The sequence below is a fragment of the Arcticibacterium sp. SM2516 genome, assembly GCF_057914865.1.
Genome location: NZ_CP195290.1, coordinates 921,130 through 940,824 on the forward strand (window position 1 = coordinate 921,130; position 19,695 = coordinate 940,824).

Here is a 19,695-nt window from a genome sequence, read left to right on the forward strand (position 1 = left end):
ATCCTAACGAGTGCTTTTTTCGATAAAATAATTATTATCTGACTAGCTTATTTTAATTCTATTTTTGATTAGATTTCCTATATTTTAACATGTAAGTAATTGAAATATAGGATTCTAATTTTTCTATCTTTTAGTTTAGCAACCACCGCACAAACCTATTCTCCACATGATGAAGGGCGTCTAAAATATTGCTTAGACTTAGAGAAATTGGGCATTGAAAGTAAGCAACCCAGCAAAGTGGCTGAGTCCTATTATATCAGAGGAAAAGTAAAGGCCGCTTATTTTGAGTTGGAGGAATCTAACAGGTGGTTTATAAAAGCTGCTAAAATTCAAGAAAAGATAAAGGATGCTAAGGGAGCGGCTAAAAGTTATCTTGAGCTAAGCTCCAATGCTCTTTTAACCCATCAGTCCAAACATTATCTTTTTTGGGTTAATGAACTTGAAAAGTTGATGAAAAGTAACAAATTGACAGTAAACCAATCTCAATTATATGAAAGAAAAGCTTTTTTTTATTTGACTCCATGGCATGACGATGTTAAATATGAGAAACCCGCCTACGATTCAGCAATTGTCTACTTTCAGAAATTGATCCAAACTAGCATGCCACCTATTACGTTGGCAGATTCTCAAAATGTAAGCACTGGTATGTATCAAATTGGTACAACGAAACAATCTTTGGGTCATAAAGATGCCATAAGTTATATTAAAAAGTCGTTGGATTATTATCCAGGCTCGAATTATAAACTTTTAACGAATTACTTATCTCAATCCGACTATTATTTCCGTCATAATCAACTAGATAGTGCATCTTCTTTAGTAAAGAAGACATTGATCGTCTACGATACAATGGATAAACTAGATAGACCTATTAGTATGCATTTTTATAGTGTTATGCACCAGTATTTTACCAGAATAGAAAAGAATCCTGAAAAAGCAGAACATTATAGTAATTTAATTAACCAAATCAGTGAAGAAATTAGAATAATAGATCAAAAAGCAGCGATTAGTAAGTTAAATATTGAATATCAAACAGAGAAAAAGGAAGAGTTGATAAATCAAAAGGATAAGGAATTGATGATTCAAAAGCGAAACATTATTCTCTTAATATTGGGTCTAGTCTTAATTTCTGTGCTTGCCCTATTTTTTTACAAACTCTCTCAAAAAAACAAAAAACTCAGTCATAGAAACAAGCTTCTTATACAGGAAGTTAACCACCGTGTAAAGAATAATCTGCAGGTGATTTCAAGTTTATTAAATCTACAAAATGATGAAGTCGTTGATTTAAAAGCTCGCAAACTGTTAAACGAAAGCCAGCTTAGAATACAGACTATGGCCATGATTCATAGCAAGCTATATGATTCAGAATCTCTTGAGTTAATTGAAATGGAACCGTTTATAGAGGAACTTTCAGAGGCTATTTTTCAAAGTTTTGGGTACGATAAAGTGATTTTAGAAAGTGATATTAAACTTAGTACTTTAGAGGCCGACCTGGCCATCATTTTAGGCTTAATTATGCATGAGTGGCTTACCAATATTTGTAAATATGCCATTGAACTGGAGAAAGAAAATAGAATACAGATTGGGCTCTTTCCAGAAAATGATGGTAGCTATTGTCTAATAATTAAACATTCTGGCGAGACCAAAGTAGCCACCAAAAGTAACTCAGCATTCGGCTATAACTTAATAAGCATGCTTGTGGAACAAATAAATGGACAAATGATTAATGATAGACTGGGCATTCTTGAAAAAATAACCTTTAGAAATAGATAAATGGAAATTCTGATTGTAGAAGATGAGGCTATAACGGCCTTGGACCTCAAAAAAACACTAGAGAAATGTGGTCATAAAATAGCGGCCACTGTTAAAAATTATAGTGAAGCTATTGCGGTTTTGGACAGGCAATCCGTGGATTTAGCCTTAATAGATATAAAGTTAAGAAACTCCTCTGGAGATGGAATTCAGATAGCAAAGTATATATGTGAAGGTGTAAATATTCCTTTCATTTTCCTTACATCCAATTCCGACGAATTTACCTTCAAACTAGCCAAAGAATTAAGACCAGCAGCCTATTTGCTTAAACCTTTTAAACACCAAGAGTTAGCTTTTCAGGTAGAACTGGCTTTTGAACATTATAAAATAAATGAAAGCAATATTCATCCTAGTACATCAGAGAGTGTCTATTTCCCAACAGGTGGAGGCCATAAAAAGATCAATAAATCTGAAGTGGTCTATCTGAAAGCCGAAGGAAATTTTACTTTTCTTTATTTAAAAGATGGAACTAAGATTGGAGTTACAGGCAACTTAGGGTACTACCTTCAATTTTTTCCGAGCTCTAACTTTTTTCAAATACATCGTTCCTATCTCATTAATACAAACTACATCAATAAGATAGAATCTGAAACGATATACTTGAATAATACTTCGGTAAATTTCCCAATTTCCTTAAGTCGGAAAAATGAATTTCTAAAACGCTTGGCTATTATAAAGACTAAATAGATAGGGATGTATTGTCTTAAATTTTTGATGTGCTTAGGCAACTCGGATTTATGACCTTTCCTCATTGGGGATTAAGTTTTGCTTATCCGAAATACTCAATTGGAAATATGATTACACGGAAAAGAGATTTTAGCAATCTTTTATCTCAAAGCTCTACTGACCTAGAAATCTCTTTACGGCATAGCAAAGTTGACTACTTGTTAATCACCATAATGTTAAATTTGGCACCTGTAGGAATCGTTGAGGAATCTAAATTTATGAGCTTCCATTTCTCCAATAAAGCATCATAAAAAACACCTACAGGCGAGGAGTTATACACGAAATTCTCTGTGTATCCTATGTAATGTGTTACTAGAAGCATGGCGTTATAGTTTGCATTACACAGCACATTGTCAATAATGGAAACAGAGCCACCGTCATTAATTCCTGGATTGACTTCATGAATAAATACGGATTTATCAGTACCCGATACTTTTATTGAGGTATTCTTTAAATCTATCGTACCTTTTTGCGGAGATATTTCTACTGACTGTGAGAAAGACTTTATGGTGAGTAGACTAAGTATGGTTAATATGATAATTGTTTTCATGTTTTTATGATTTTTTTGAATCAAAAAAACACACAAATAAATATATATGCTACGGTATTCTGAGTGTTTTATTTTAAGGTTTTTCTTACAAAAATAATCAAAGGCAGCAGTATCGTATACCCAATAAAAAAAGGAATAATCAAGGTCATTTTGCCAAAGGCCAAAAAGAGGGCTATGAGTAATAGCTGAGAACCTAGTCCGTATATAGAAACCAAACTCATGAACCAGTTGGGATACTTTTTTGAGCGGTGAGCATTGTTATCTAAAGCTTGAATGGTGCGGTCAAAGAAGCTGTACAGAACCTGAAATATTAGAAACATGATATTGACAGTACTTTGTTTTTCGCCGTTAAAAGCCTTTGGTGCTTTTTGCTCAAAAACTTTACTCGTTTGGTCGCCATCCACACTGATATTTCGAAGTATTACATAATAATAATTATACAATGTACCTTGCATCTGCACACAAATGAACGCCAATAGAGTCAGCCAAAGCGGCGATTGACTTAAGTATCCAATTAGTAGTAGGAGAATTAAATTCAGGATAATGTCAAAAATGCTATCTAGGTATCTGCCTACATAGGAGGGTGTATTCTTTTGTCTTGCCAGCTCACCATCTGCTGCGTCAAGAACTGACTTTAGGATGAGGAAAAGCCCTGCGAGAATGAAATAGCCTTTAAAAATGCCATATACAGCCAATAGGCCTGATACACCAAAAGCCAGCGTAAGCTGAATGGGCGTTACTTTGGTATTGATTAAACCCGACACAATAAGCTTGGCTAGTGGCCTTCCGTAATCAGAAAAGTCAAGAAACTTATTTACAGGAGATAGTTTGGACATTAATTAGGATAGGGTGTCAAGAAAATTCCACTATAAAAATCTAGGTGTTTAGAGTAGAACACTCCAAAGGAGATAAAGATTGCACTGAGCTGATTCTGTTAAAGTAAGAGGTCTATTTTAGTTCTTAAATAATCCTGAAAATAGAACTGGCATCTCCGTCTCAAATCGCATTTCAGATTTTGTGATGGGATGGGTAAATGCTAGCACCCATGCATGAAGGCCCAAGCGTTTAATAGGATTACTAGAGGCACCATATTTGTTGTCGCCAATCACAGAATGCCTAATATCTTGCATATGCACACGTATTTGATTTTTACGCCCGGTTTCCAAATCTACCTTCAAAAGACTGTAGTTTTTTGACGTTTTTAGCACTTCGTAGTGTGTAATCGCTTTTTTTCCTTTGGTGGCATTTTGAGAAGAATAAACAATAAAGGCTTTGCTTTCACTCAAGTAAGAAGTAATAATGCTTTTTGTTATTTTTACATGGCCTTCTACCACTGCTAAATAGCTTCTTTCTAGGATGTTATCATTCCAGTTTTCCTGAAGCATCTTCTGTGTTTTTTGACTTTTAGCATACATCATGATACCAGAGGTTTCTTTGTCTAACCTGTGAATTACAAAAATTCGATTACTGGGATTTTGTGTTTTAACGTATGTGCTTAGAATACTGTATGCGGTGTTATCTTTTTGCTTGTTTGTGGCTATGGATAATGTTCCAGCTTCTTTATCAATGACTATGAGGTGTTGGTCTTCAAATACTATTTTGAGTCCTTGAAGCTTCTGATTATAAGACTGCTTATCCTTCCTTATTTCTACTTTTTGCCCAATTTTCAAGAGCTGGTTGTATTGACTTGTAGCTTCGTTATCTACAAAAACCTGTTTATCTCGCAGCATGTTTTTGACCACATGGCGGCTCTTACTTGGCATTACAGAAATCAAGAAAATCAATAGTTCTTTTTCTTCTGTAACATCGAAGTGGTTGGAGTCGGTCTTCTTTTTAATCATTAATTTTCTTCATTACCAGATATTTCGGGCTTTCAAAGGTATGAGTTAATTCTTGCTTAAAATTTAAACATGGCGGATAGTTGACTTTTCATAGCAAACTAGGCCTTTGAAATAATTATAATGAAAGGGTAGCTTTTCCTGATTAAGTATTACTTGTGAGTTTAATTGATGTATCTTACCAAACAATTGATTATCAGTCGATATTAATCACCATCTCCGCTTTAAATAGTAGCAGTCTTCTCTGATTATTGAAACCTAGCCGTCATCTTAATGCCTGATAGCTGGTAAGTAAACTCTTATTTTCACGTGCCTTGCTGCTCATTTCATTAATGATGCTTGGCCTCAATCAAAAGAAATATCTTATGGTATTATCAACAATGGGCGTTATCGGAACTTCCAAAAAAGAAGACGAAAGACGCGTCCCTATTCATCCAGAACATTTAAATCGGCTTCCGGAAAACGTTCGTAGAAAACTGATTTTTGAAAAAGGATATGGCAAGCCATTCAATATAGATGATGAAAAAATTGCCAGTCAAACGGGTGGCGTAGCTTCTAGAAATGAAATTTTGACCGATATAGGATCGGCCATTATCGCTAAACCAATTTTGTCTGATTTAAAGCAGTTAAAAGTAGGTGGCATTATATGGGGATATCCTCATTGTGCACAGCAAAGTGATGTTACACAAACGGCTATTGATAGAAAATTAACGCTGATTGCTTTCGAAGATATGTTTGTTTGGTCGCCAAGTGGCACTGTTGGTAGGCATACCTTTTATAAAAATAACGAGATGGCGGGTTACTGTGCGGTAATTCACGCTTTACAGCTCAAAGGAATAGATGGGCATTACGGCAATCAAAGAAAGGTGAGCATATTTAGCTTTGGTGCGGTGAGTAGGGGAGCTATTTATGCTTTAAAAGCTCATGGCTTTAGAGATATCACCATATATATTCAAAGACCCGACCATGAAGTGCGAGAGGAAGTTTTAGATGTAAGTTATGCTCGTATTCAGAAAGGTGGAGCAAATGAACCACGACTAAAAGTGGTGGAACATGATGGCTCAGAGCGTTCTCTTTTTGATTTGATAAGCGAGTCTGATATCATTATTAATGGTACTTATCAAGACATTGACGACCCACTTAATTTTGTGCTAGAGGAAGAAAAAGCCTGCCTAAAACCTGGGACTTTGATTATTGATGTAAGTTGTGACGAAGGCATGGGTTTTTACTTTGCCAAACCTACTACATTCAAAGAACCCATAATTAATGTAGATAAGGTAGATTATTATGCGGTAGACCATACACCAAGTTACTTCTGGGAAAGTGCTTCTCGCTCTATCTCAGCAGCCTTAGTTGTTCATTTGCCATCAATGTTAGCTGGACCAGAAGGTTGGGAACAAAACAGTACGCTTAGAAATGCCATAAATACCGACCAAGGAAGAATTATGAAAGATTCAATTCTTAGGTTTCAAAACCGTGAGGCAGAATATCCTCATTTGTTACAGTAATTAAGTTATACTGAAATAAGACAAAAAGGTGAATTCCGAATTGCCAAAAAAATCTGTTTGAAGCACGGTTAAAATTCATTTCCCATAATATTCTTGGAATTAACTATATAATGAATTTTAACAGTGCAAGTTTATTTTGGTAATGGTTTTTGCTTCGTTTTTGCCCAAACAAAAATGAAGGGCCGTCTGCCAAGACAAGAAGGTGCTATTTGAAGCAAAGCCGATGTTTTCAGCTATTCTAGCTAAAACTTTGTACTCAAATTCGATTAATAAGGTGTAATATTTTTTTTTAAACCACTTGTTTGCTTTTTCAATAAGCCATGATTTGAACCTAAAAGTGGCTTTTAGCTTGTTTGAGTATTTTAATTAAGCCTTTTCGGCCAATTGCTTTAACTTTTCATTCATTGCTATGAAGCCATTTTTAGTGTTTTTATTCAATTGTGATTTGAAAAGAGGTACCAATATTCCTTTAAAAATTTCACTTTGAATAAAGGTAGTAGTTCCGTTTCCGTTATCTGTGAGTTCAAATTTATGTTTTCCGTCAAAAAGCCCTGAAAATAAAAGGTGCCCTAACCAGGTCAATTCCTTATTCTTAACGAAAGTCAAAATGGTTGGTTTGAAAGTCATTTCATGTGAATCTGGAGGAGCTATTTTAGCTGTGATTTTTTGACCTACAGCCACAAGACCAGTAACTGATTTTATAAAAGGGTTCCAATTTGGATATGCCTCAAAATTGGTAAGAATGCCCCAAACTTTTTCGGGAGATGCGTTTATCGTAATTTCTGTTTTGATTTCGAATGCCATTGTTTATGTCTGTTTATCGGTAATTGTGAATAGCTATTTGTCTTTTGAAACACAAATATCTAAACCAATTAGCTGCTTGTAATTGACATAAATCAAGAAATCAATCGAGCTGTTTTCTTCTTATTCTGCTGAAGGTTTCTGGCGTCATCCCCAGTAAGGAAGCGATGTGTTGAAGTGGGACTTGATGGAATAATTCTCGATTTTGCTCAAAAAAGGTGTTATATCTTTCTTCTGCAGTCATAGAGAGATGTCCGAAAATTCTATCTTCCATGAGGGTAAAGCAGCGAACAATAAATAGCTTCTCCAAATGATGCCATTCAGGAATAAGTGTACCAATTCTGTTGTAAGCGTCTCTACTGATGGCATAACATTCGGTATCTACCAGAGCTTGAATATTCCACCTAGATGGAGTTTCAAAAACCAAACTAGAAAGGTCGGTTGCAAATTGACCTTTTGAGGAAATCCATTGCGTAATTTCTTTTTCCTCCGTTTCTACAAAAACTCTCAAAAGCCCAGTCTGCACAAATCCTAACTTATCTGATTGACGCCCTGCTCTCAAAAAGAACTCCCCTTTCTTTATGAAAAGAGGTTTAAACAAAGCACTTATTTTTTTTAGCTGGTCTGCCTTTACCACACCAAAGTAAGATTTTATGTATTCTTCGAGTTGGTTTGTCATTTAAATTGATTGTTTACTTTATTCGTTTTATTGGAAATGAATTATAATAGAGGAAGCTTACAAAACCTTTGACAAGGTATTCTTTTAGATGTTGGTTTGCCCAAACTCTAAACTGTGTGCCTCGTTTGCTTCGAACCCTAAAACCAATCGCCAGAACCATCTCAAGCGAATAAAAAGTAACCTTATAGTCTTTACCATCGCTGGCAGTTGTTAAGTAATCCTTAATAACTGAATCTGGCTGTAATTCATTGTTTTTGAGTATGTTAGATATGTGTGTACTGATGTTTGGTATTGAGGTCCCAAAAAGCTGTGCCAGTTGATTTTGGTTCATCCATACCATTCCATCTTTGGCATAGAGTGATACCGATGCTTTTCCATCGGTGGTATTATAAATGATTATATTTTGCTGTGTCTTGTCCATGATTTGCAATTTGCATAAAAATCATAAGGAATTCTATAAAGACCAAAAGCATAAACTATAGCTCATACAAATCTTAGAAAATGTCACCTCATCCCAATGCCTCCTTCAAAATACTAAACGATTTCAATTTAGCCTCCAAATCATAGATGTGCGAAGTGACTATGAGTTCGTCAATGGCAGTGTCTTCTATAAATCCGCTTACCTTGGTTTTGATACTTTCTTTGTTTCCTACAAAAGTGCAGGCCAGCATGTTGTCCACCGTATGCTTGATTTCTGGAATCTGATATCCTTCTGGAACTTCTTTTAGCGGTCGAAGTGGCTTTCTTGTGTTCGTAATAATGCCTATAATTAAGCTTATTAGGCTGTTTAAAAGAATGGTGGCCTCTTCCTCCGTGTTTGCGGCTAAAACATTGACACATGCCATTACGTATGGTTTTGCCAGTGCTGCAGATGGTTTGAAGTTGCTCCTGTAGATAGCTATGGCCTGTCTAAACTGGGCAGGAGCAAAGTGAGCGGCAAAGGCATAAGGAAGACCAAGTTTTGCAGCCAAATAAGCACTGTCTGTACTAGAACCAAGAATGTATAGCGGAATATCTAGTCCTTCACCAGGAAAAGCACGAACCTTTGCAGTGCTATTTTCTTTGCTAAAATATCGCTGTAAATGTCCAATGTCCTCAGGGAAGTTTTGAGAAGCATTCATGTTGTTCCTTCTTAGTGCCCAAGCCGTTTCTTGGTCAGAACCAGGAGCACGTCCCAAACCCAAATCTATTCTGCCAGGATACATGGTTTCTAAAGTGCCAAACTGCTCTGCTATAACCAGCGGACTATGGTTTGGAAGCATTATTCCCCCAGAACCTACACGTATTTTGCTGGTTTTTCCTGCCACATGGCCTATCAAAACAGAAGTGGCGGAGCTGGCAATGTACTCCATGTTGTGGTGCTCTGCCATCCAGATTCTAGTGTAACCTAAGGCCTCTGTATGTTGAGCTACTTTTACCAAGTTATCTATAGCAATCTTGTGATTTCCGCCGTCTACTACGGTGGCTAATTCAAGAACTGAAATCGGTGTTTTTTTCATTAGTTGTCGATGATATCTATTAAAACCTCAAAGCTTTTTAGAAAGTTTACTAGATGTGGGTATATGTTTGAATCATGATGGTTTGCTCTATGTTTTGTCATGTTTTTTGCTTTAGGGCAAAAAAGCACGCCAAAAAATGGCTTGGGTTGAGGAGGCTTTTTACCAATGTCTTGTCCCTATGGGACATGATGGAAGGGCTTTTAATAAGAAGAATTGAAAGAAAACACCCCGTAGGGGTAAACATCGGTGTTTTTGTCATATTTTTTGCTTTAGAGCAAAAAAACACGCCCAAAAACGGGGTTTTGATTGGTGAGCCTTTTACCGATGTCTTGCCCCTACGAGACATTACAGTTGTCAGGTTTCAAAAAATGTTTGAAATAATGGTGCCCCGTAGGGGTACAACATCGGTAGAACAATGCGTTAACAAGGTATAACGTTGCCCCATAGGGGTAAAACATCGGTTGCCGCGGGTAAAACCCGTGGTATAATATCGTATGAATACGAATATGGTATTTGGCGGAATTTTGGTCTTAAAAACCAAAATCGTGACAAATGTATGCTTGATAAATTAATACAAAAAAAAGACGAACCTCATTTTGAGATTCGCCTTTTAAAGTAAACGATTCGATAATGTTAGTTCATCTTCTTCGCAGTAACATTAAACATGCCCATTAGGCTACCTTTTAGGTTTTGCTCATCTTCTTTTTTAAGAACCACATTAAGGTCATAATTCATCATATTGAAATAGATGGTTACACTATCTTCTGTTTCTTCTACTTTGTCAAGAGCTACGGCTTCCGAACCAGCTTCTGCAGATGTGATAGTCCCCGTTAATTCTCCATCCTTTCTTTCTAAGTTTAGTACTAATTCGGCGTCTCCCTGCGGAGTACCTATAAAGGTGGTCTTCCAGTTTCCTGCGAAGAAATCAACTTTTTCAATCACACGTTCCGATGTCACATCAATCATGTTCATCAGTTTACCGCTTAGGTTATTGTCACCTTCTTTGCTCAAAGTCACGTTAAGGTCATAGTTCATCATATTGAAATAGATGGTGATGGCCTCTTCGGTTTCTTCTATTTTATCTAATGCCACAGTTTCAGCATCTGGCATATCCGGTGTAATACTTCCTACTAAGTTTCCATCTTTTCTAGCGATGTCTAAAAGCAATTTGACATCTCCCTGAGGAGTTTCTACAAACTTGGTATTCCATTTTCCAACGAAGAAATCGGCATGACTTGATTTTGGAGCTTGAATAACTTCACCTTCAGCTAGCATTTTAAATTCAATGCCCATCACTACCATCATGGACTGTGAACCCGCATCAGGATTTACAAAAACGGCATATAGGTCTTGTAATTTATCTGCTGTTCCTTCTGGTAAAATAATATCAGCGGTTATAAATTTTGGTTCAAAACTCATGGCTTCGCTAGGTTCTAAAAACGCTGTTTGACCAATTAGCTTGCCTTTTGCACTACCCAGTCTTATTTGAACACGTCCACCAGCGGCATTTAACTGAGGTTTTGGTGCAGTAGCGGCAAATTCTATCGCTTTAATTCCTGAAAGGTCAACTTGCTTTAAGACCATAAAGGCTCCATTTTTAGAAGGAATGGCCAGTTTATTTCCACCAAAGGCCATTTTGTTGATGTCTTCATAAACATCAAAGTCATGAGGTCCTAAGTTAGAATTTCTTAATACAAAAGACTGCTCAGAGCGAAGCGATGGCATGCCCATGGCTCCTTGGTCTTCGTAAGATGCACGAACTATAAATACGCCTTGCCCTTTATCAGCAGCAGGTATTTTGGCAGCAAATGTTCCTTTTACAGGAAGCGTTTTGCCCGCAGGCTTATCATTGGCAATGTTTAAAATATATTTCACCATTTCAGAAGCATCTTCTGTAGATAAAGAGGGGTGACCTGCCATGGCAGTTTCTCCCCAAACACCGCTTCCGCCAGAAATCACTTTCTTGGTTAGCGTTTCTAAAGCAGCATTGTCGCCTTTATATTTTGTGGCTATGTCCGTATAACTTGGGCCAATAGATTTCTTGTTTTTGCTGTGGCACGCCATACAATCACTTCCTTCTATCAGTTTTCTGCCTTTGGCAAAAGCTGCAGATGCATCCGCAGAGCGGTGTCCACGGGCTATGTCTACTTTGTCAAAGCCTTCGGCCAAATAGTCAATACTTACGGCTACTTGGTCTGTAGAAATTCCGTTTGCCAATGAACCGTCTTCTTTATCGGTCACTTTGATATCGTAGTCAAACGTTCTGTTTGCCACAAAAAAGCTTTTGTTGCTATTTGGCATTTCTAAGCTCAAAACTGGAGGTTCGTTACCTACGGTCACTTCCATGCTTTGGCTGTTTGTACCACCTTTTCCGTCTTTGACGGTCAATTTTACTTGATAAACACCTATTTCTTTTAATGTTAGTTTTGCGTTTTGATTGTTTAAAGCTGTCGCAAAATTATCACTGGTAATAGTCCAGTTATAAGTTAATGGGTCGCCATCCGCATCAACGGTACCCTCAGAAGAAAGCTCAAGATTAAAAGGAGCGGCACCGCCCAATTGGTTGGCAGTCATCTGAATTTGCGGTTGACGGTTACCGCCATTATATTCTATTCTAATCAAACGAGCATCGTCATTTCCCGTAAACCAACCAGAACCGTACTCCAACATGTATAAGTCGCCATTGTCTGCAAAGACCATATCCATTGGGTTGTTAAATTTGTAACTTGGCATAAAACGCTCCATAGACTTAAAGTTTCCTTCTTTATCCATAGTCACGGCCATTATCCAGCCACGCATCCACTCATATTCTAAGAACTTACCATCGTAGTATTTAGGGAAAGCCCTTTCGGCAGCTTTAAAGTCTTCCGAGTAGAAAACTGGACCAGCCATGGCATTTCTTCCGCCAGAACCTACTATTGGAAACTCAGGAGACTCACCATAAGGATACCACACAAAAGCGTCTTTGGCAGGAGGAAGGACTTCTAAACCAGTATTATTTGGAGAGGTATTGGTAGGAGCAGCTACGTCCCACTTTTCTAAAGACTTTTCGTTTGCGAAGTCGTACTTGTTGTAAGCCTTATTATTACCTACAAAATGTGGCCAACCAAAATTACCAGCCTTACGAGCTTGGCCTACTTCGTCATGGCCTGCTGGGCCTCTACCTTCTTGTGGGTCGTTAGCATCAGGGCCTACTTCGCCCCAATACACAAAACCAGTATGTTTATCTACCGAAATACGGAAAGGATTACGGTGTCCCATGGTGTATATCTCAGGTCTTGTTTTCGCTGTTCCTTTGGCAAATAAGTTTCCTTCTGGAATGGTATACGTACCATCTGGCTGAGGCGTAATTCTTATGATTTTACCCCTAAGGTCATTTGTATTTGCGGAAGATTTTTGAGCATCCCATGCACTTCTACCGGGTCTTTCATCACTTGGGCTATAGCCGTTTGAGCCATGAGGGTTTGTGTTATCACCTGTAGATAAAAATAAGTTTCCTGCTTTGTCCCATGCTATAGAGCCTCCCGTGTGGCAGCACTCTTCTCTTTGCGTAACTACCTTAAGCATTTCTTTTTCAGAGTCCATCAAAAGCTCATCACCTTTCATGGTAAACCTAGAAAGTACATTATATGACCCTTTGGTAGAAGAATAGTACATGTAAATCCAATGATTCTTAGCAAAATTTGGGTCTTTGTTTAATCCCAAAAGTCCGTCTTCAGCTACTGCTTCTTTTCCTTCTGCACTCACATACATTTTGCTTACAGGAATGTTTGCAATGGTCTTTAGCTCCTTCGTTTGATTATTATATAGTCTAACTTCTCCCTTACGCTGGATGAAAAGTACGCGGTCTTTATCTAAAAGTGTAAGCTCCATTGGCTCATCTAATTTATCTTTCAAAACCACTTTAGTAAATCTATTTTCCTCTGGTCTAGCTTTTGAAAAGTCAATTCCTTTAGGAGAGTCGCCACCAATGGCGTATTTGATACCTGCATATAAATGGTTTAAGAATAGAGGCTCAGAATAAGTCTCATCTGTATGCCCCATTGAAGTATAGAACGAACGCCCCCCGTCAAATTCTTGGTACCAGCTCATGGGATGATTCTCGCCATTTGTACCTCCTTGGTAAGTGCTTTCGTCAATCTTTAAAACGACGTTAATCTTATCAGAGATGTTTTTGAAAGCATAAAATTCATCAGTTCTTTCAAAAGATTCAGGCATACCTGCGGTCAAAGCATTTTTCTCTGTTACATAGTAACGTCCTTTTTGAACATTACTTGGTGTCATAGGATGGTCTTGAAACCAGGCTCCAGCCAGTCTGTTGTACCAAGGCCATTGATATTCTGTATCTGTAGCTGCATGAACACCCACGTAACCACCGCCAGCTTGAATATAACGTTCGAAAGTGGCTTGCTGTTTATCATTAAGTATGTCGCCAGTAGTGTTTAAGAAAACTACGGCATTGTAATTCTTCAAATTTGACTCGGTAAAAAGAGAGGCGTCTTCTGTAAAACTTACAGTAAAACCCTTTTGTCCTGCCATTTTTTTGAAGGCAGTTTGGCCAGCTTCAATAGACGCATGCCTAAATGCTGCCGTTTTGCTAAAAACTAAGAGATTTATTTTTTTTTGTGCTATGGCCGACTGTACCATAAGAAGCACGGTCAGGGGGAGTATTAGAAGGAATTTGAGCTTTGAAAATCTCATATGTAGGTGAGGTTAATGTTAATTCAGGCTTAAAGGTATCAAGAAAAATGTTAATGTCTATTTTGTAGACATTAAATTTGTGTAAATTTATATTTGAATAATGAAATTCGAATTGAACGGTTCATAAAGGAGATAGCGGTATTTTTGATGATTAAATAGAAGGAATGAAATTGTTTAAAGTAGAAGAATACATAGCACAGCTGTCTATAGATTCTGTGATTTTTGGTTATAAGAATAAGGAATTGAAAGTTTTGGTAGCAAAAGTCCATTTCGAAGGTGATTTTTGGTCTTTGCCTGGTGGCTTTGTTTATAAGGAAGAGGGGACAGATTTAGCGGCTGCAAGAATCTTAGAGGAGCGGACAGGACTACGTAACATTTTTCTGGAGCAATACCGGGTATTTGGTGAAGAGGGGAGGAGTAATAACGTGCTTTTTGAAAATCTGCTGGATGCACCTAAAACTGACTTTTTTACAAAGGAAGATTTTAAATGGTTAAGTAAGCGTTTTGTGTCTATCGGTTATTATGCTTTGGTAGAAATTGAGAAAGTAAAGCTCACAAAAGGCGTATTTGATGAAAAGGTGGAATGGGTAGACTATAAAAAACTTCCCAATTTAATCATGGACCACAGTCTTATGGTGCGGCATGCCCTAGAGACCTTACGTCTAAATTTTGATAGAAAGCTTATTGGTTTTAATCTGCTTCCTGAAACCTTTACCATGCGTGAACTTAAGGAACTATACGAAGCAGTTTACGATAAGCCATTTGCGAGAAACAATTTCCAAAAGAAGATGCTCGACTTAAACGTACTAGAACGTTTAGAAAAAAAATACACAGGTGCTGCTAATAAGGCTCCTTATTTGTATCGATTTAAGCATTGAAAAGGATATTTCATTACTTGTATCTATGCGTAAGTAAACTAAGAAACAACCGTTTTTGATAGGTGTAATTGAATTGATTACCGTAATATAAAATCTTCGCTAATAAAAACGGTCGGGGGTAGGAATGATACTAACTAGCGGTCAACTTTGAGATATTTTTACTTTTGAAGTGGAATATTAAAATTAATTTATCCCGTGAAAATCTACCATCAAATTATCGCTCTATCCTGTTTATCTTTCATGTTGGCTTGCGATAGCCAAAAAGGAGATGAGCCTAACCCGCTATTTTCAGAAACGGAGTTGTTTCCATTGAGCCAAGGGAAAACTTTTAATTTTTGGATAAAAACATATGACCCAGACGGTCAAGAATCTGCGGATAGACGTTTTTCGCAAACCATTAACGGCGACACGCTTATTGCGGGTGAAACATGGTTTAAAAATGAAAACACGAGCACTTTTGTAAATAATCAGGCTGATGGTCTACATTATTTCTATTCTTTCAACGGAGAGGAGTCGCTCGTTTATAAATACCCCGCTACTAAAGGCGATGTTTATAATAGTTTTGTTTTCACTTATAAACCGGTAACCGACGAGAAGTTTGAAACGATTACAGGAGTGAAAAATGTGGAGGTATTGTCTACCAACGTCAGCATTGTTTCTCCGCTTTCTGGTACCAAATACGAAAACTGTATCCATTATATTACGGCAAAGTTTACGCCTACCAATACAGAAGGCATAAGAATTTATCCAAGTGAACAATACGTCATTCCAGGAGTGGGTGCAGTCTTAATTATAGACTATTACGATGAAAGTCTTACGAATCGGGTTTCAGTGAGAGAGCAGTTGAACTGAGGTTGGTTTTTTTGATACGCTATACCTTAATCATACAATCGGGTTTAACTACTGATTACGATTCTTCAATGCTTAAACCGGGTTTAAATATATCGCACTTAAAAGGAGATACAATATGGAGAGGTATTGAACTGCCTAGAGAAGAGACTTGATGGTTCAGCTAATAAAGCGTATCGATTTAAAAAGTAATGGTCAAACCGCCATCCGCAGTAATCACGGACCCAGTAATATAGCTAGAATCTGGACCGGTTAAAAACCATACAACTCCTGCTATCTCCTCTGGCCTTCCTGCTCTTTTTAAAGGTAAGTGTTCCTGCTTTATATAATTTTCCTTAAACCATTCAGAGTTCAATTCATCTTGTCCATCTTCTTTGACAGACATAGGTGTTTTTATAAATCCTGGAGCAATGGTGTTGGCCAAAATACCTTTTGGTGCTAACTCGGCTGCTAATGAACGCGTAAACTGTGTTATGGCAGCTTTTGCCATTCCGTAAGAAGAACTGCCCGAAGCTACTCTTTCATAATGTATAGAAGTAATATTGACAATTCGGCCTCCATCTTTTATAAAAGGAATAATAGCTCTGCTGCATTTCACAGAGCCATAAAGCATCACTTGTAGCGAATTGTCCCAATGAGAAAAATCTTCATCTAATACGCGAACATTTTCAGATATACCAATGCAGTTCACAAAAGCATCTACATGTAAGAGTTTAGACTTTATTGCTTCTTTCAATATATTGATATCTGCATCAAGCCTAACATCAATGGTTAATCCAAAATGTTCACCTTTCGGCAATTTAGATAAGACCTCCTGAGTGAGACCGTTTTCTACTCCTGTAAATAATACTTGCCATCCTTCCTTTGCATATCGTTCCACTGTGGCTTTGCCTATTCCAGAACTACCACCTAAAACAACTACTTTCTTTCTCATGGAATAAATCAAAAATGGGGAATCTCGAAAATAAAATGCATTAGTTCAAATGATTTAATAAGTAGCCCTTCCTCCTGAAATATCAAAAGTAAAACCAGTGGTAAAGCTAGATTCATCAGAAACAATCCAAGCGGCCATTTTTGCGACTTCGTCAATAGTTCCTAGACGGCTCATTGGTATTTTAGCGGTCATATAAGCAAGCTGCTCTGGGGCTGTATTTGCATTCATGGCTGTTTTGATTACCGCAGGAGCCATGCCGTTCACCGTAATGCCGGTAGTGGCATATTCTTTTCCGATGCTCTTTACTAAGCCAATTACCCCAGCCTTAGTGGCGGAATAGCCGACCATGCCAGGATTTCCTTCTTTTCCGGCAATAGAGGCTAGAAGTAGAATCCTACCATAGTCGTGTTTTACCATGGCCCTGACTGCATATTTCGTCATCAGAAATGAACCTCTCAAATTGATGCCATATATTTTATTAAAGTCCTCTACTTCATATTCCGTAATTTTTGTGTTTGTAGGCCCTACTTTTCCTGCACAATTCACCATGATATCTATTTTACCAAACCGCCCCTCTACCTCATCAATGGATTTTATTACGGAATCCTCATCAGAAACATCGACTTGATATGCAGCCGAAACATAACCCAGACCACTAAATTCATTTACTGTTTGAATCAACTTATTTTTATCTATATCAAACAATGCCACGATACCACCTTCAGACGCTATTAATGCCGCTATACCTTTACCTAAACCATCTGCACCACCGGTAACAATCGCTACCTTATTTTTAAATCTTGTCATATGCATCATTTGCCATTAATAGGCACTCTTTTTTGAAATTATTTAGCTCAATTAACAATTGAATAAATGGGTTCTTGTTGGGGTAATTTACGCTAATTATTTACGGACTCAAACGCTTTTTCATCATTTCATGTACAACATTTGTCGTGATTTTTGACCTGAAGTCGGCGTCAATCCGGCATCTGGATATTTACAATGACGATGCTCCATGGCATGGATGTTTGTTCTTAGGTAAGAAGCACATCTTCTTGTCTTAGCATATTTTAAGAAAAAAGCCATGAATTGAACCATGGCTTTTTTAAAAAACTTGAAATTGGTTTTACTTACCTTTCAATTCTTCCCACTTATCCACAATACCTTTAAGGATTTCGTCTGCAACACCCCAAACTTTACCTTCTTTGGCTAGCGGCATGAAATCGTCAATGTATTTCTGACTAATAGTTTCATTGTCGCCGTATTCTTCTCTAAGTCCGTCTAGCTTGGCATGCATATCTTTCTGGATTTCAGCGTAGGCTGGGTCGTCGTAATAATTATGCTGCTCAAGTGGGTCTTTCTTTCTGTCTATTAGCTCCCAATAATCCAAATCGAAGTAATAATGTATAAGCTTATATTCTTTGGTTACGGCAGCGTAATGTCGATTTACATTGTGTTCAGATGGATGCTCGTAATAATGATAATAAACAGCATCTCTGTTCCAGTTTTCTGTATCTCCCATTAATACTGGTACCATGCTTTTTCCTTGCATATCGGCAGGTTGTGCTACACCGGCTACATCCAAGAAGGTTTGTGCAAAATCTAAGTTTTGAACCAATTCATCGGAAACACTACCCGCTTTTATACGATTTGGCCACGAAACTAAAAGAGGTGTTTTGAAACTCTCGTCATACACAAAACGCTTATCAAACCAACCATGCTCTCCTAAGTAGAAACCTTGGTCTGAAGTGTAAACGATAATGGTATTTTCCATCAAGCCATTTTCCTCCAAATAGTCTAAGACACGGCCTACATTTTCATCCACAGACTTTATGGTTCCTAAATAGTCTTGCATATAGACTTGATAACGCCATTTGGCTAAATCTTCTTTAGTCATTGACGGATAACGTTCTTTTAGATCAGCACTTCTCTTTTTATAAAATGAGTCAAAATTGGCTTTCTGAGAAGAATCTAGTCTGCCATAATAGTTGTCAAAACCCATTTTATCATAAGCATTCATTTCATTTAAACCCATTTCATCCATGGTTTCCGGATATATCTTTAAATCACGAGCCCAACCCATGTTTCCACTAATGTTCATTTCTGCAACCTTTGCTGCAGGCATTCCTTCATGGCTGTCAAAAAGTGTAGCAGGTTCTGGGAAAGTTTTGTTGGTGAATTCTTCCATATGACGCTCTGCCATATACCATGAGCGGTGCGGGGCTTTATGTAGATACATGAGCATAAATGGTTTTTCTTCCTCTCTTTCTTTATCTAACCAGTCTAGCGTCATGTCTGTGATAATGTCTGTTACGTATCCTTTGACATTGATTTTGCCTTCGTTTTTAGTAATGAAATCTGGGTTGTAATAGTCTCCCTGACCCGGTAGTATTTTAAATTGGTCAAAACCTTTTGGGCTGTTGCCAAAATGAAGTTTACCGAACATGGCAGTTTGATAGCCAGCATCTTGAAGCAATTGCGGGAAAGTGACATTGGTAGTGTCAAAAGGGTTAACATTATCCACTTTTCCATTCATATGTGAATGCTTACCAGTCAATATGGTGGCTCTAGAGGGTGCACAAATGGAGTTGGTTACACTGGCATTGGTAAACAACATTCCTTTCTTAGCAATCCTATCAATATTAGGTGTTTCTATGAGTTTGTTATCATAAGCCGAGATAGCCTGATAAGCATGGTCGTCAGACATGATAAAAACAATGTTCGGTCGCTCCGTTTTATTTTCAGATTCACAAGAAAAAGTAAATAAAGCAGCACTTAGCCCAACAAAAAGGAAGAGTCCTTTTTTTGCAATTTTTAGGTAGTTCATTTTAATTAAAACAAAAGGTTGATTTTTAAAAGGTAGCAATTACGGAGAAATTCAATAGTTGCCAAAGCTGTTGCTGTTAATTTTAAAAATGCAGTT

Annotated in this window: 17 protein-coding genes; 6 read left to right on the forward strand and 11 right to left on the reverse strand. The window is 37.5% G+C overall.

The genetic code is table 11. The annotated features are described in order from the left end of the window. Positions 1–99: 99 nt before the first annotated feature. Complete coding sequence (locus tag ACSBFT_RS03920) at positions 100–1,770, forward strand: sensor histidine kinase (protein WP_489603600.1); 1,671 nt, start codon at positions 100–102, stop codon at positions 1,768–1,770. Further along, positions 1,771–2,496 (forward strand): LytR/AlgR family response regulator transcription factor, encoded by a 726-nt coding sequence (locus ACSBFT_RS03925; protein ID WP_489603601.1) that lies wholly within the window; start codon positions 1,771–1,773, stop codon positions 2,494–2,496. Between the two features lie 193 nt (positions 2,497–2,689). On the opposite strand, the gene ACSBFT_RS03930 is transcribed toward ACSBFT_RS03925, so the two are convergent. From ACSBFT_RS03930 to ACSBFT_RS03940, 3 genes are all read right to left on the reverse strand, one after another. Continuing rightward, positions 2,690–3,085, reverse strand: a complete 396-nt coding sequence (locus ACSBFT_RS03930; protein ID WP_489603603.1) for a DUF7452 domain-containing protein — start codon at positions 3,083–3,085, stop codon at positions 2,690–2,692. 68 nt (positions 3,086–3,153) lie between these two features. Further along, the gene (locus ACSBFT_RS03935) at positions 3,154–3,921 is read right to left on the reverse strand and encodes a CDP-alcohol phosphatidyltransferase family protein (RefSeq protein WP_489603605.1); all 768 of its coding nucleotides are present in this window, start codon (positions 3,919–3,921) and stop codon (positions 3,154–3,156) included. 117 nt (positions 3,922–4,038) lie between these two features. Continuing rightward, entirely contained in the window at positions 4,039–4,926 is an 888-nt protein-coding gene (locus ACSBFT_RS03940) for an RluA family pseudouridine synthase (protein ID WP_463045596.1), read from the reverse strand. Positions 4,927–5,288: 362 nt separating this feature from the next. Between ACSBFT_RS03940 and ACSBFT_RS03945 the strand changes: the two genes are divergently transcribed. Then, positions 5,289–6,431: a N(5)-(carboxyethyl)ornithine synthase gene (locus ACSBFT_RS03945; protein WP_489603607.1), complete on the forward strand. Its 1,143-nt coding sequence runs from the start codon at positions 5,289–5,291 to the stop codon at positions 6,429–6,431. Positions 6,432–6,797: 366 nt separating this feature from the next. Here ACSBFT_RS03945 and ACSBFT_RS03950 read toward each other — a convergent pair whose 3' ends face one another. The 4 genes from ACSBFT_RS03950 to ACSBFT_RS03965 form a co-directional block, all read right to left on the reverse strand. Beyond that, the gene (locus ACSBFT_RS03950; RefSeq protein WP_489603609.1) at positions 6,798–7,235 is read right to left on the reverse strand and encodes an SRPBCC family protein; all 438 of its coding nucleotides are present in this window, start codon (positions 7,233–7,235) and stop codon (positions 6,798–6,800) included. A 100-nt stretch (positions 7,236–7,335) separates the two neighbouring features. Continuing rightward, the gene (locus ACSBFT_RS03955) at positions 7,336–7,911 is read right to left on the reverse strand and encodes a Crp/Fnr family transcriptional regulator (RefSeq protein ID WP_489603611.1); all 576 of its coding nucleotides are present in this window, start codon (positions 7,909–7,911) and stop codon (positions 7,336–7,338) included. Between the two features lie 13 nt (positions 7,912–7,924). Then, positions 7,925–8,332 (reverse strand): virulence RhuM family protein, encoded by a 408-nt coding sequence (locus ACSBFT_RS03960; protein ID WP_489603613.1) that lies wholly within the window; start codon positions 8,330–8,332, stop codon positions 7,925–7,927. An 88-nt stretch (positions 8,333–8,420) separates the two neighbouring features. Further along, positions 8,421–9,410, reverse strand: a complete 990-nt coding sequence (locus ACSBFT_RS03965; RefSeq protein WP_489603615.1) for an LLM class flavin-dependent oxidoreductase — start codon at positions 9,408–9,410, stop codon at positions 8,421–8,423. A 146-nt stretch (positions 9,411–9,556) separates the two neighbouring features. Here ACSBFT_RS03965 and ACSBFT_RS03970 point away from each other — a divergent pair, with 146 nt between their 5' ends. Continuing rightward, entirely contained in the window at positions 9,557–9,844 is a 288-nt protein-coding gene (locus ACSBFT_RS03970) for a hypothetical protein (protein WP_489603617.1), read from the forward strand. A 199-nt stretch (positions 9,845–10,043) separates the two neighbouring features. Here the strand turns inward: ACSBFT_RS03970 and ACSBFT_RS03975 are convergent, their stop codons facing one another. Further along, positions 10,044–14,111 (reverse strand): ThuA domain-containing protein, encoded by a 4,068-nt coding sequence (locus ACSBFT_RS03975; protein ID WP_489603619.1) that lies wholly within the window; start codon positions 14,109–14,111, stop codon positions 10,044–10,046. A gap of 164 nt (positions 14,112–14,275) precedes the next feature. Here ACSBFT_RS03975 and ACSBFT_RS03980 point away from each other — a divergent pair, with 164 nt between their 5' ends. After that, positions 14,276–14,989, forward strand: a complete 714-nt coding sequence (locus ACSBFT_RS03980; protein WP_463045602.1) for an NUDIX hydrolase — start codon at positions 14,276–14,278, stop codon at positions 14,987–14,989. Positions 14,990–15,184: 195 nt separating this feature from the next. Further along, complete coding sequence (locus ACSBFT_RS03985) at positions 15,185–15,841, forward strand: hypothetical protein (protein WP_489603621.1); 657 nt, start codon at positions 15,185–15,187, stop codon at positions 15,839–15,841. 178 nt (positions 15,842–16,019) lie between these two features. Here the strand turns inward: ACSBFT_RS03985 and ACSBFT_RS03990 are convergent, their stop codons facing one another. The 3 genes from ACSBFT_RS03990 to ACSBFT_RS04000 form a co-directional block, all read right to left on the reverse strand. Beyond that, positions 16,020–16,772 (reverse strand): SDR family NAD(P)-dependent oxidoreductase, encoded by a 753-nt coding sequence (locus ACSBFT_RS03990; protein WP_463045604.1) that lies wholly within the window; start codon positions 16,770–16,772, stop codon positions 16,020–16,022. 54 nt (positions 16,773–16,826) lie between these two features. Beyond that, positions 16,827–17,585 carry an SDR family NAD(P)-dependent oxidoreductase gene (locus tag ACSBFT_RS03995; protein ID WP_489604862.1) on the reverse strand — a complete coding sequence of 253 codons (759 nt, stop codon included), beginning with the start codon at positions 17,583–17,585 and terminating at the stop codon, positions 16,827–16,829. Between the two features lie 313 nt (positions 17,586–17,898). Continuing rightward, the gene (locus tag ACSBFT_RS04000) at positions 17,899–19,599 is read right to left on the reverse strand and encodes a sulfatase family protein (RefSeq protein ID WP_489603623.1); all 1,701 of its coding nucleotides are present in this window, start codon (positions 19,597–19,599) and stop codon (positions 17,899–17,901) included. Between the last annotated feature and the right edge of the window lie 96 nt (positions 19,600–19,695).

Coding starts and splice junctions, on each gene's coding strand:
- ACSBFT_RS03925 (WP_489603601.1), top strand. CDS start 1,771: ATGGAAATTCTGATTGTAGAAGATGAGGCTATAACGGCCTTGGACCTC.
- ACSBFT_RS03930 (WP_489603603.1), bottom strand. CDS start 3,085: ATGAAAACAATTATCATATTAACCATACTTAGTCTACTCACCATAAAG.
- ACSBFT_RS03935 (WP_489603605.1), bottom strand. CDS start 3,921: ATGTCCAAACTATCTCCTGTAAATAAGTTTCTTGACTTTTCTGATTAC.
- ACSBFT_RS03940 (WP_463045596.1), bottom strand. CDS start 4,926: ATGATTAAAAAGAAGACCGACTCCAACCACTTCGATGTTACAGAAGAA.
- ACSBFT_RS03945 (WP_489603607.1), top strand. CDS start 5,289: ATGGTATTATCAACAATGGGCGTTATCGGAACTTCCAAAAAAGAAGAC.
- ACSBFT_RS03950 (WP_489603609.1), bottom strand. CDS start 7,235: ATGGCATTCGAAATCAAAACAGAAATTACGATAAACGCATCTCCCGAA.
- ACSBFT_RS03955 (WP_489603611.1), bottom strand. CDS start 7,911: ATGACAAACCAACTCGAAGAATACATAAAATCTTACTTTGGTGTGGTA.
- ACSBFT_RS03960 (WP_489603613.1), bottom strand. CDS start 8,332: ATGGACAAGACACAGCAAAATATAATCATTTATAATACCACCGATGGA.
- ACSBFT_RS03965 (WP_489603615.1), bottom strand. CDS start 9,410: ATGAAAAAAACACCGATTTCAGTTCTTGAATTAGCCACCGTAGTAGAC.
- ACSBFT_RS03975 (WP_489603619.1), bottom strand. CDS start 14,111: ATGAGATTTTCAAAGCTCAAATTCCTTCTAATACTCCCCCTGACCGTG.
- ACSBFT_RS03980 (WP_463045602.1), top strand. CDS start 14,276: ATGAAATTGTTTAAAGTAGAAGAATACATAGCACAGCTGTCTATAGAT.
- ACSBFT_RS03990 (WP_463045604.1), bottom strand. CDS start 16,772: ATGAGAAAGAAAGTAGTTGTTTTAGGTGGTAGTTCTGGAATAGGCAAA.
- ACSBFT_RS03995 (WP_489604862.1), bottom strand. CDS start 17,585: ATGCATATGACAAGATTTAAAAATAAGGTAGCGATTGTTACCGGTGGT.
- ACSBFT_RS04000 (WP_489603623.1), bottom strand. CDS start 19,599: ATGAACTACCTAAAAATTGCAAAAAAAGGACTCTTCCTTTTTGTTGGG.